The sequence below is a fragment of the Acerihabitans sp. TG2 genome, from assembly GCF_035013185.1.
Taxonomy (GTDB): domain Bacteria; phylum Pseudomonadota; class Gammaproteobacteria; order Enterobacterales; family Enterobacteriaceae; genus Acerihabitans.
The window spans coordinates 203,264-215,119 of record NZ_JAYGJO010000004.1 but is presented as its reverse complement, the minus strand read 5'-3'; the positions used below and the strand labels follow the sequence as shown (position 1 = coordinate 215,119).

Annotated in this window: 10 protein-coding genes and 1 pseudogene; 5 read left to right on the top strand and 6 right to left on the bottom strand. The window is 48.0% G+C overall.

Features of this window, described 5'->3' with window-relative positions; translation table 11 throughout:
• Positions 1-909: pseudogene (locus SJI19_RS05480) on the bottom strand (mannose/fructose/sorbose PTS transporter subunit IIB).
• 323 nt (positions 910-1,232) lie between these two features.
• A complete protein-coding gene (locus SJI19_RS05475) occupies positions 1,233-4,112 on the bottom strand; it encodes a sigma-54-dependent transcriptional regulator (RefSeq protein WP_323477258.1) in 2,880 nt (959 codons plus the stop codon).
• A gap of 254 nt (positions 4,113-4,366) precedes the next feature.
• On the opposite strand from SJI19_RS05475, the gene SJI19_RS05470 reads away from it, so the two are divergent.
• Positions 4,367-5,059, top strand: a complete 693-nt coding sequence (locus SJI19_RS05470; protein WP_323477257.1) for a CTP synthase — start codon at positions 4,367-4,369, stop codon at positions 5,057-5,059.
• Positions 5,060-5,105: 46 nt separating this feature from the next.
• Here the strand turns inward: SJI19_RS05470 and SJI19_RS05465 are convergent, their stop codons facing one another.
• Positions 5,106-6,533: a PLP-dependent aminotransferase family protein gene (locus tag SJI19_RS05465; protein ID WP_323477321.1), complete on the bottom strand. Its 1,428-nt coding sequence runs from the start codon at positions 6,531-6,533 to the stop codon at positions 5,106-5,108.
• Positions 6,534-6,727: 194 nt separating this feature from the next.
• On the opposite strand from SJI19_RS05465, the gene SJI19_RS05460 reads away from it, so the two are divergent.
• The 4 genes from SJI19_RS05460 (at position 6,728) to SJI19_RS05445 (ending at position 9,860) form a co-directional block, all read left to right on the top strand.
• A complete protein-coding gene (locus SJI19_RS05460) occupies positions 6,728-6,955 on the top strand; it encodes a DUF1127 domain-containing protein (RefSeq protein ID WP_323477256.1) in 228 nt (75 codons plus the stop codon).
• Positions 6,956-7,202: 247 nt separating this feature from the next.
• On the top strand, positions 7,203-7,997 hold the full coding sequence (locus SJI19_RS05455; protein WP_323477255.1) for an RDD family protein: 795 nt from the start codon (positions 7,203-7,205) through the stop codon (positions 7,995-7,997).
• Between the two features lie 177 nt (positions 7,998-8,174).
• A complete protein-coding gene (locus SJI19_RS05450) occupies positions 8,175-8,381 on the top strand; it encodes a hypothetical protein (protein ID WP_323477254.1) in 207 nt (68 codons plus the stop codon).
• A gap of 537 nt (positions 8,382-8,918) precedes the next feature.
• A complete protein-coding gene (locus SJI19_RS05445) occupies positions 8,919-9,860 on the top strand; it encodes an Rpn family recombination-promoting nuclease/putative transposase (RefSeq protein ID WP_323477253.1) in 942 nt (313 codons plus the stop codon).
• Positions 9,861-10,078: 218 nt separating this feature from the next.
• Here the strand turns inward: SJI19_RS05445 and SJI19_RS05440 are convergent, their stop codons facing one another.
• The 3 genes from SJI19_RS05440 to SJI19_RS05430 form a co-directional block, all read right to left on the bottom strand.
• Positions 10,079-10,372, bottom strand: a complete 294-nt coding sequence (locus tag SJI19_RS05440) for a type II toxin-antitoxin system RelE/ParE family toxin (RefSeq protein ID WP_323477252.1) — start codon at positions 10,370-10,372, stop codon at positions 10,079-10,081.
• On the bottom strand, positions 10,360-10,641 hold the full coding sequence (locus SJI19_RS05435) for a CopG family ribbon-helix-helix protein (RefSeq protein WP_323477251.1): 282 nt from the start codon (positions 10,639-10,641) through the stop codon (positions 10,360-10,362). The genes SJI19_RS05440 and SJI19_RS05435 overlap by 13 nt, the downstream gene beginning before the upstream one ends.
• Positions 10,642-10,945: 304 nt before the next feature.
• Positions 10,946-11,278 carry a helix-turn-helix transcriptional regulator gene (locus SJI19_RS05430; protein WP_323477250.1) on the bottom strand — a complete coding sequence of 111 codons (333 nt, stop codon included), beginning with the start codon at positions 11,276-11,278 and terminating at the stop codon, positions 10,946-10,948.
• Positions 11,279-11,856 lie beyond the last annotated feature (578 nt).

The window sequence follows — 11,856 nt, the reverse complement described above, 5'->3', positions numbered from 1 at the left end:
TTATTTTAATTTTGTCATGAAATCAACAGGGGTATCTGAGGGTAATTGCCGTAATTCCTGTTTTACTCCCAGCGATTGCAATATTTTGAAAGCAGCAATATCATTTTTATTTACGCTTACCGATTTGGTTATTTGCTCGCGATCATTTTCAAAACGCATACCACCGACATTAACACTGACTATCTTGACGCCGCCTTCTACCAGGCGTAGGACATCGCGGGGGTTTTCAAATAACAAAAACGCGCTGACGCCGTCATAACGTGGGCTATGGTAGGCTTTAATCATCTTCTCCACCGATACGACACTGGCGGTCATATTGGATGGTGCCACTGAAATCAGCAGCGATTTACGTAACTCATCTGCGGCTACCGCATCAGATACGACAATAAGTCGATCCGCCGGGAATTCTTTAACCCAGCGGGTCACTACCTGCCCGTGAATAAACCGGTCGTCGATCCTGGCTAATAAGATTTGCATTTACAGTTCCTCTTCTGGTTTATTATTATTCTTTAATGTCAATTTCAGAGACTTCACCCCCTCCTTTGCCATGTTAATTGCTGTTTCAACCAGCTGGTTATAATCGGTAATGTCATCACGCTCCATGAACAGATTGACCAACATAGGAATGTTCACACCGGTCACCACGTCCCAGTTTGGTTTATTAATGGCTAACAAGCTGGCTGCATTAAATGGACTGCCCGCATACATATCCACCAGAAACAGCACACCATCTTCCAGAATCAATTCAGGCAACTTCGCCTCAAATTTGCTAATCAGATTGTTGACGTTCTCACCAGGAAAAAAAGAAACTGCACAGACGTTTTTTTGCGGTCCGACAATCATTTGTGCCGTATTCAATAGCGGTTCGGCCGCGTCACCGTGTGTAGCAATGATAAAGGCCGTATTCATCGCGTAAACATCCTTTTGATTATGACTGAAGAGATGCTTTAATTAATTGCAATGAGTGTGCCATAATTGTGTATTAAAAGTTCGATGGGTGTCTGGCGCGGTTATGGCACTGTGTTTCGGCCATGGGTGAGGCGGGTCAATACACTATAAAGGAAATTTAATACGCTTGATGAGGAAGTGTTTATTCGAATGGAGTTGAGTGTATTAAATAAAAACCCTCACTAATACACTCTGATACATAGTGCATATCATGGATAATAATGAGATGTGAATCATATTATCAATAAAAATAAAAACAACTTTTAATTTAAATTAGATCTGCATCACAATAAATCATCAATCAACTCATGAGATCTTTTTAACAGCGCGTTGACCATGTCCATAATATGGCTAAGCTCATGGCGATCGAGGGTGATATCGAGTTTTTTCTCAAAACGCTGTGCTATCCCGACGTAACGCTCGATTTTTTGTTGTTCGGCATCATCTAGGTTGCGTTCATAGCGTAAGCCATTGTTTTGCACCATCCGTTCTAGCGCCGAGCCGACATGGACGCTAAGGCTTATTTTCATACCATTGTCGAACAACTGTCCTTCCAACATTTCCAAATCGCTGATAAATTCCAGCACCAGATCAATGATTTTTTTGGGGTTGAGGTAGGTAAGAAATTCGGTCATGCTTTCTTCACTGATCTTGCGCACCATGGCATGCGGTTTGGCCACCGTCAGTGGTAACCGGCTATGCTGCACTAATTGGGTAAACTGGGTCTCCCCATCACTGGAAAATAGCGCCTCCAACGGCAGGAAGGGCACGCCCATTTTAGGATCGGCGATACCTAGCGTCATGATTAATGCATAGCGTTTTAAAATGTCTTCTTTTTGCTCATGAGCCTCACTTAAGGACATCGAAATAACCTTAATATCGTCCCGCCCCATGGTTTGCAGCATGCCGCCCACAAACTTGCCCAGTTTTTGAGCAGTACCCAGTCCAGTGGAGCAGACGCTTAAAATGGCGTGGGTCTTTTGATATAAGACCGAGGTGTCCTGTTGCTGGCCGGTTTTCTGATAAAGTCCATAGCCTTTGAAGTCGCATAAGGAATAATAAATATCATCCAATTCCATATTCATCACGGCAGATTTACGCACCGCCTCAATCACCGTGGGTGTGGACACCATACTCAGGGTGCGCACTGGAATGCCGGTTTCCTGCATAATAATGTCGCCAAATCCCACCAACGATCCCATGTCGACCAATAACAAAACCCCTTTGCCGCAATCAAGGGCCTTGATGCGCTGGCGCATTTGGTCCAGCACCACTTTGGGACTGAGATCAAGAGGCATATCGATACTGTCGATAATGCCTTCCCCTAACAGTTTCAACGCCACATTGGCCATTGAGCTCGCGGAACTGCTCCCGTGCATCGCCACCAACACCGCGACTCTTTCGACTTGTGGATCGGTCAGCAACGAACCAATCAACAAGGTCAGATACGTTACCTCAATATCCGGTACAGTCACGTTAAACGTGGTTTCGATATGGTGCTTTATTTCCAGGGCAATACGATGTTCGTTTTTCCGCCCATCAAGGGTCGTTTCTATTTTTGGGTAGGACACGGGAAAATGGTTTCTCACACGCTCCAGAAAAGAGGTCAAATGCAGACTGAATGCCAATAGAAATCGCTCAGTCAGCGGTTGGTTAAGGCCCCGTTCGGTGAGTGTTTTGATCTGTTGCGCGAAGGCAAGAATATCCTTGCTGACTAATTTTAATATATTATCCCGCAATCTGACATTATTCTGAAATTTTATGTAAAAGCTATTGAGATGGATATTAATATCCAGCGTAATAAAACGAACAATCTCTTCATGAGACAGTCCTCGTTCCTGCATGAAGGCCACTTTACCTTCGATAATACTGTACAGGTTAAAGGAAGGTTCATATTGATCGTCAGTGGACACTAACGGCGCCTCACCTTCAGGACGAACAACTAACACCTCCTCAAGCCGATCGGTAATTTCCTGCATTTCACCGCGGCGACCGCTCAGATGAAAAAAACCGTCCTTGATTTCCCCGGGCAAATCGCGAAAGGTGATGGTAATGAGTTCATTATCAATGCTGTGAAGAAAACCGTTGGCACACACCAACTGAACATTCGATTTCATTTGGCCAATATTGCCAAAAGCGGTATTGCCGATCAGTGCCTTTATCGCTTCGGCATCAATTTTGATGGGTTTTTGGATCCGATGTGCTTCTTTGGTCAGCAAAAATACCAATAGCTCGATTTTTTCATTCGCGGTTCGCTCGCCAAAGGTGGGAATATGGATAATGATCGGGATGCGGCGAACAAAGGTTTTAAGCAGTGAAGATTCTGGATCTTCGGTGGTTGCGCCGGCTAAAAGCACCCGGGCTGTTTGTTTACGCTCCGTCTCACCCAGCCGGCAATAATTGCCGGTATCCATAAAATAAAACACCATTTCCTGCCCTTCCGGCGGTAAACGATGGATCTCATCAAGAAACAGCATGCCGCCGTTGGCTTTTTTTATCAGCCCGTCACGATCACTGTCGGCACCGGTAAATGCCCCTTTGACGTAGCCAAATATATGCGCCATTAACAATTGCGGGTTAGTGGCATAATCGGCGCAATTAAAGATAATAAAAGGCGCCTCTGGCTCGAAACGCCCGGCATGACGGGCAAAACTAAACATCACCGAGACGAACAAACTTTTGCCAACGCCGGTTTGACCGGTTATCAGGGTATGCAGGCCAAAAGGTGGGTAAAGCACGGCGGCTTTCGCCTGATCCACCTGATTTTTAAGGCTGCCTGTTGCGCCGATCAATGCGCTGAACGGATCGCTCGCACCGTGGTTCCGCGGCGCTGACGCGACCGCCGGCAACAATGCAAGCGTCGGTGGCGCAAGCCCAGCCAGTTCATCCATTGTGTCGTATTCCATACGGCCGGCGGGCAGGGTGATGCCCAATGCACGTTCGACGGCGGATAGTGGCAAATAGCCTACCGGACGGCCCTTGATTTTGATGATTTGTTGCAGGCGCAGCAGATTGTTTAATTCGAAACTGACGTTATTGCGCAGAATATCCAACTGTGCAGCGATGACCTGAGTGGTAAAACCACCCTGCCGGGTAAGGTCAGCCCAGCTCATTGCTTGCGTACTATCAGACATCCAATTATAAATTCGCTCAATACGTTTCATCACCTGCTCCTGACAATACCTTGCTGTCCATCACATGGCGGACGTGTTGGTTTTATACACCAGCATTATTGCAATGGCTAAAAAGACCCGCAATATTTGTCTGGCAGATCAAAACATTCTGCGCTAAGTGCGGGTGTTTGGTGGGTTTTTGGCCGGTTTGGCTAAAATGTTATCCGGCCTGTGGGGGTTATCACCGGGTAGCTTTGTTTGATTATTTTCAGTAATATCCTGTTTTACCAGCACAGGATATTATCATGTTGACTGCACTTCGTTTAGCCCTGGTCGGTGATTATCGTGCCGACGCCGTCGCGCATCAGGCCATTCCTTCTGCCATCGAACTCGCCGCCGCTCACCTTAACCTCACAGTAGACTGTCACTGGATCCCCACAACTGAACTCGGCGAACTTGCCGCGATCAAACACAGCGATGCCGTTTGGCTGGTACCGGGCAGCCCTTACCAAAATGATGCCGGGGTCTTTGCTACCCTTCGCTGGGTGCGGGAGAACCGGGTGCCATTTCTCGGTTCCTGTGGCGGTTTTCAATATGCGGTCATTGAATATGCCCGCAATGTGCTTGGCTGGCACGATGCCGCCCATGCTGAAACCGACCAGGCGGGGCGCATGGTCATTACGCCATTAAGCTGTTCGCTTATTGAACAGCATGGCGAGGTGTTTTTTACGCCGGACTCGCGCATTGCGCTGGCCTATAACCAGCTTAAATCCGATGAAGGGTATCACTGTAGTTTTGGCGTAAATCCTGATTTTATCGCGGCGCTGGAAGGCAACAACTTGCGCATTACGTCCCATGACCAGGCCGGGGATGTGCGGGCAGTGGAGCTGACCGATCATCCATTTTTTGTGGCGACGCTATTCCAGTCGGAACGGGCGGCGTTACAAGGGCGTCTATCGCCATTGGTGGTGGAGTGGCTGCGCACCGCCGCAGGTTAATCCGGGTGTTGGTGCGGACAAAAACCGGCTGTCGGGTCGTGCCGCATTAAGACACCGACACGTGCCCGTCTAACCGTTGCTGAACGGCGGTCCCGATTTGCCGTATGGCATGTTTTATCTCATCGGTGAGCTGCCAGGCGTAATTTATCCGCAGGCAGTTGTCATAGTTACCGGCGGCGGTGAATACCGCCCCGATGGCGATGGAAATGTGCTGTTCCGACAATTTTTGGTTCAACCATTGGGTATCAATGCGCTTATCCAATTCTACCCATAATAAAAACCCTCCCTGTGGGCGGCTGATGCGGGTGCCGCAGGGAAAATAATCTGTCACCCAGCCGGTTATCAGGTCACGGTTATGCTGGTACTGACTGCGCATGCGGCGAACATGTTTGAGGTAGTGCCCTTGCTTGATAAAATCGACGATGGCCAACTGCGCCAGGCCGGCGGTAGGGCCGGAGCTGGTATATTTCATATGGACTGCCCGGTTCATATAACTGCCAGGCACAATCCAGCCCACCCGCAGTCCGGGGGCCAGCGTTTTGGAAAACGAACTGCATAACAGCACGTTGCCGGTATCATCCATTGACGTTAAGGTGGCGGGCCGGGGGTAGGGATAGGATAGCTCGCCGTAGGTGTCGTCTTCGATAATGGCCACATCGTGTTCCTGAGCCAGCCGCAATAGTGCGTGCCTGCGCTCTAGTGGCATATTGAAGCCCAAAGGGTTGTTGCCGGTGGGCGTGACCAAAATGGCTTTTATCGGCCACTGTTCTAGCGCCAACTCTAGCGCTTCGACGCTAATGCCGGTCACCGGGTTGGTGGGGATCTCCAGCAGGTTCATGCCCAGCCCGTGCAGTAGTTGAATCCCGGCATGGAAACTCGGTTTTTCCACCGCCACAACGTCCCCTGGTTTGCAGACACAGCGCACGGCAATGGACAGCGCTTCACGGCATCCATCGGTGATCAGGATATGACTGGCATCCATATGGCTACCACTGTCAATTAACAGCCGAGCGATTTGCTCGCGCAGCTCAACACAACCCCGGATATCCTCGTCACCGAATGTGCGCGGGTATAACCGCTGACTAAGACGACTTAATGACCGGGTTAACGGCAGCAAGCTGTTATTGGTCATATCGGGTGCGGCAAAACCAAGGGCTATCTCTGCGGCGTTTACCGGATCGACCATATCAAGTACCCGTTCCCACTGCGGAATGGTTAGCGAGCATTGGGTGGCATTACAACAGGCGGGCAGATCGGGACGAATTTTGCGATGAGCGACAAAGTAGCCAGATTTGGCCCTAGCCTCAACCCACTGCTGTTCTTCAAGAGTCCGATAAGCCTGCTGCACGGTGGTAATGCTTACCCCATGCTCTTTACTGAGCACACGGATTGACGGCAGGCGAGCGCCGACGGGATATAAGCCTTGTTCAATACGCTGACTGATGACTGAAGCCAGGTATTGGTAGCGAGTCATGTCCATATTCGAGTATTTACCTAACCTACGGTGCCCTAATATTGCCCATAAAAGGGTACAGATTGCCATTACAAATAACACCATGTGTCATGGTGGCACCCTCTGTCTATGACAAACCATTAACAGGGTGAATCTTTTCTGAATGGCCCTAAACATTCATGCTGTTGTCATCGGTTTCTAAGGGGGCAATACCTATGAAAAACACACCACAGACCGGGCGTGATTACGCCAATATACCGGAAACTCAGGCCAATTATGACGATGAGGCTAGCGTAACATGGTGGCGTCGATTATATGGTAATTACCAAAACTGGCGATGGAAAAACCGCAGCCGCAGGTCGCTGATGTCACTCAGTGATGCGCAATTGCAGGATATCGGTCTGAGTCGCAGCGATCTGCCTTATCGGGATAAGCGCAAATAGCCAATCCCGGGATGAAATACTGTCGATGCTATTGAAAAAGGTATCGACAGATGGCTGATTTAATAGAATTAATATTCTCTTTGATAATAATATTATATTACATATAGTTGCGTATTTTTGTTATGTTCCATTTCCAAGTCTTGAATTATTCAGCCTTTTACGGCTACACTAAAAATACTTTTTAGACGATCATTAATATGGAGATTGGCTACTGCAACATATTTTCTCATAAGGAAAGGGTAATCATATGGATAAGTGGTGGTATTCCGTTGAACCAGTAGAAAAAAGACCTGTCAGCAAAAATGATGCCAGTGATCTATTTATAAAAGTGTATATTACCACAAGCACATTATTTCGAAAGGAGGGGATGGAGTCCTGGTCAGAAATGAACGACCTACCTGAACTCAGGCCAATATCACTATTTTTAGCAGACCCAGGCGACCCCTCTGGGCAAAATAATGCTACCGCCCACCCTCTGGCCGGCAGATGGAAACGTTCATTTGGTCGGGTTTTTGATACGTCGATAGAAATGTATTTCTTAGTCTTCCTGCTGGAAACGCTGTTTGAAAAATACGCCATTGTTTGGATGGAGTGGTTCTTTACCCCAGAGAAAAATCCTTTTTTTCCATTGTTTTTTTTGCCGATAACATTTATTTTTGATGCCATCATTTACCGCGTTTTTGGTAATACACCAGGAAAATATTTGTTGGGCTTATACGTCGAACATGTGACGCCAGCGCCACTGAGATTTTTGAGTTATTTAAACCGTAATTTTTATCTTTGGTTTTCAGGTTTTGCGCTAGGGTTGCCGTTGGTTAACTTTTACCGGATGTTTTATCAGTTGATCAGGTTAGGGAAAAAAAAGCAGACCACCTATGATGAAGCGCTAGCTTTCCGGGTCAGGGCTAAACCCATCGGGTGGATAAGGGTTGTGGTATTTGTCGTGTTGTTTGGTTATATTTCTTCATGGCACACCGTGTGCTGGGTGATGGATAACCCTTTGGTCAGCCTATATCAGATCATTAATGCGGGGATAGGCTAAAGGTCTTTGCATAACCATGTTTGATGCCTGTAGCATTGCCAGAAGGTGGTAAACGGGTGGATCCGGATAGCGACTTATGAAAGCCAAGAGGATTTGAGTATCGCTACCCTTTAAAATCATAACATCAGTAAGGGGAAACAAATGCCATACTTCTGCTTTTTCGTAAAAGGTGACGAGGTGATTGCTCTGGATAAGGCTGACGACGCCGAGGCAATACGCCTGACAGCATCAGGGTTTAAAAAACAGTTTGAAGAAATTGAAGCGTCTTCCAGAGAAAATGCGCTCACGCGCTTTGCTGATATCCGAAATGAAGAAACAACGACAGAACATGCCTTTGCTACCGGGGCGGTGTTTAGCGGCATTGTTAACGCTATCTTGAAATAGACAAACATAAAAAACTGCTTTAATCGGGCCTGTCCCATATTTTTTGTAAATGCCAGTGTATCGGTAGAGGCATAGCTTTATTATCTTTACCATACCTGGCAAGTCATTGCAGACAATAGCATCTTCTCGTAGCGGTACAACGGTACATAGCCGGAATCGCCGAATTCAATCATTAGCTCTCGTAATACCGGCAGCTCAGTAACAGGGCGGCCCAAGTAGCCCGGGCTGAGCTCTAATGGTCGTGGATAGAAGTAAGCGCACGCAGATAAATCAACTAATCGCAGGAACTCTTTAACAGCAATGTATATATGGCCTGAGCCATGCATACCGGGAGGAATGTCATGAATAAGCCGATGTTAAGCTCGGTCGGCGCATAATGCCAGAACGCCGCGCCCTTGGCTTGATCGCTGAATAAATGAAACAGAACGACAGTCGCGTTTCATTAATTTGTGAAACGCCTCGAAAGATTCTTATGCACCGCAGTTGGCCCGGATGATGTTTAACCTCGGTAGAGGTTAACACTATTACAGTGCGCCAATGAAAACATCTCCTACACCTCATGATCTGTTGTTCAAGAAATTTTTCAGCGATATCAGCGTTGTCACCGATTTTCTTGAAATACATCTGCCGCCGGCGTTGCGGGAACAATGCGACCTGAGCACGCTGGCTGTCACCGACGGCAGTTTTGTCACCAGCGATATGCGTAACCGACGCTGCGATATCCTTTATCGCCTGCTTACCACGTCGGGACCGGGTTATATCTATTGCCTGATTGAGCACCAGTCCAGTGCGGATGAACACATGGCGTTTCGTCTGATGCGCTACAGTATGGACGCCATGCAACTGCATATTGATCAGGGTAATAAGCAAATGCCGTTGGTCATTCCACTGCTGTTTTACCATGGTCGCCAAAGCCCTTATCCTTACAGTACCCGCTGGCTAGACTTCTTTGCCGATCCTACTGAGGCGCAGGCGTTGTACTCGCAGGCGTTTCCTCTGGTCGATCTTACGGTGATCCCAGACGAAGAGATTAAAACCCACCGCAAGGTGGCGTTGCTGGAGTACGTGCAAAAGCATATCCGCGAGCGGGATATCAACGTACGGTTGCAGGATATTGCCTTTTTGCTGGAGTTAACCCAACCGAATAAAGAGCAGGTGTCATGCCTGTTGCACTACCTAGCGCAGGAGGCAAATACCCTTGACTCGGAGGCATTTTTCCGTAATCTGGGGCAAAAGACGACCGGCTATAAGGAGGAAATTATGACCATCGCCGAGCAGTTGGAACAAAAGGGACGTAGCATTGGATTGCGAGAAGGACGGAAAGAAGGACGCCAAGAAGGACTGCAAGAAGGACTGCAAGAAGGACGTAGAGACATTGCCCGCAATATGCTGGCGCTAGGTCTGGGTCGCGCCATGGTGGAGCGTGCTACGCGTTTAAGTCGCACAGAACTCGATGATCTGACGGACTCTGTGGGATAGGTTAACACCATTATCAGATACGCCGTAAACCCCGTACTTCAGGGCATAGGTATCTACACAGAATCGTAAACGAGCCTATTTACCCAATCCGATACAGAAGCTGGAAAACGTGGATATCCGGTTGATTTACAATTGTATTTATTGTCGTGTTTTTGTGCGGTGGGCACAATTTTGGACACAAAACGGGAATTGCTTATAACACTTTGATTTCTCGCGGGTTAATACCCTGCTTCTTTCTGGTGGCGAAAGGCCAGCATATAAATACGGGCTTCTATTTTCTCGTAGCGGTACAACGCCACATAGCCGGAATCGCCGAATTCAATCATCAATTCCCGTAATACCGGCAGCTCAGTAAAAGGGCGGCCCATTTCCGGGTTGTTTTCCAGTTGCGCAAAATGCGCTTCGAGAACCTGACCCGCCCTGATGGCCGCCAGCGGATTTTTGCTGGTCAGGAACTCACGACAGCGCGTTAACCCGATTGCAGCCCGTTGTGTGATGATTACTTGTGGCATGCAGGAATATCCGTTTCCGCTTCTGTTCCCCAGCCACGCAGCCAGGTTTTGACTTCATCACCGGTCAGATGCAGGCCGGTTTCCTGATATTCACGCCAGGAGTCGATGGCTTCCTGCTTAAAACTCTCGCGTGCCTCTTCGTGTTCAATATATTGTGTGATAGCGGCAATCATCAGATAGTGTGGGCTGCGATCGCGTGAATCCGCCAGTTTTTTGACACGCGCTTTGAGCCTATCGTCGATTTTGAGTGTGGTGCTTGATGTTGACATGATGCAGGCCTCATATGGGGTATAAGGTGTTACCTTTTACCAGATTACCTTGTCCGTAGCGATAGAGCAATAACTGAGCGAATATTTTGTGGGCGGTGAGATAGTGTTTCCTTGAAAGGGAATGCTCTATCTTTCGCATTGCCGCGAACCGCTCGCTATCCTAGATCAGGCGCGCCGAGCTTATTGCTTGCGTTAGCCCTAGTCATGTTCTATCTCCAGCGGCAAGGTTTGTTTGGCAGCGTGTTTATGTCTGGTAACGGCAAATGTTGACGTTGTAAAGGGAAAGGACCATGGAGACACACCCTTAGTTGCGTTGAGCAAGTTGGTTTTTCATTATCAACACAACTGACGATCTTTGCTCAACTGAGAGCGTCATAAACACCAGCATCATTTCGGCTAACGCGTTGTCGGCAGTATAAACATAAGCTAATGGCACCCCTAGCACATCCGCTAACCGCTGTGCTGTTTCAGTGCTGGCCTCATGTACGCCTTTTTCGTAACGGTTAATGCGCGTGCTGGCGACAAACTCGTCGATCCCGGCGGCAATACCGAGTTTTTTTTGTGATAACCCTTTTGCAACGCGGGCTTGTTTAAGTCTTTGGCAAAAAACGTCATGGTAGTTTGGCATTGTTTTCATAACTACGATAATCGTAGGTATCAGAATATACGGATACTACGAATTTCGTACTGAGTATTTTACTCACAGATATTTACCAGGGGGAGGAGTTCACTAACCAGGCTTCGAATGGCGTTACATCCGTATAAAAAAGCGTGCAGCATAAAATCTGGTACAGGCCCTCGTTGGCCGCGAGGAAAGTATGAGAATACCAACGGTTTGTTGCGGCGTAAGTGGCCCAAACAGATGGCGTTAGGTGGTCTGAAAGAGCAGGGTATTCGAGACATGGAGTTACGGCTGAATATGATGCCCTGAACGTTTATTGGCGGACTGACGCCGATAGAAGTTTATACCGGGTGCGTGTTGCACTTGTTGCGTTAATCCAGCCCAACGCTTGCTCACGAAACTCAGGCGCGTATTGAGTACGCGGCTTATTCTTTGCAGCTATCAGTTTCGCCGCGGGTCATCCCGGTTAATGGGGCCGACGGTTTGAAAAAGACGACCAGTTGAATATGCTGAACGTGGTGGATAGCTGCTGACCGGTTTTGATGAACCATAACACTGGCAATGTCTGTGAAATAGGTGGGGAGAGGAGGCTC

What these genes read in the sequence shown, in the direction of transcription:
- SJI19_RS05445 (WP_323477253.1), top strand. Translation starts at nt 8,919, where the DNA reads ATGAAAACATCTCCTACACCTCATGATCTGTTGTTCAAGAAATTTTTC.
- SJI19_RS05430 (WP_323477250.1), bottom strand. Translation starts at nt 11,278, where the DNA reads ATGAAAACAATGCCAAACTACCATGACGTTTTTTGCCAAAGACTTAAA.
- SJI19_RS05460 (WP_323477256.1), top strand. Translation starts at nt 6,728, where the DNA reads ATGAAAAACACACCACAGACCGGGCGTGATTACGCCAATATACCGGAA.
- SJI19_RS05435 (WP_323477251.1), bottom strand. Translation starts at nt 10,641, where the DNA reads ATGTCAACATCAAGCACCACACTCAAAATCGACGATAGGCTCAAAGCG.
- SJI19_RS05455 (WP_323477255.1), top strand. Translation starts at nt 7,203, where the DNA reads ATGGATAAGTGGTGGTATTCCGTTGAACCAGTAGAAAAAAGACCTGTC.
- SJI19_RS05475 (WP_323477258.1), bottom strand. Translation starts at nt 4,112, where the DNA reads ATGAAACGTATTGAGCGAATTTATAATTGGATGTCTGATAGTACGCAA.
- SJI19_RS05440 (WP_323477252.1), bottom strand. Translation starts at nt 10,372, where the DNA reads ATGCCACAAGTAATCATCACACAACGGGCTGCAATCGGGTTAACGCGC.
- SJI19_RS05470 (WP_323477257.1), top strand. Translation starts at nt 4,367, where the DNA reads ATGTTGACTGCACTTCGTTTAGCCCTGGTCGGTGATTATCGTGCCGAC.
- SJI19_RS05465 (WP_323477321.1), bottom strand. Translation starts at nt 6,533, where the DNA reads ATGACTCGCTACCAATACCTGGCTTCAGTCATCAGTCAGCGTATTGAA.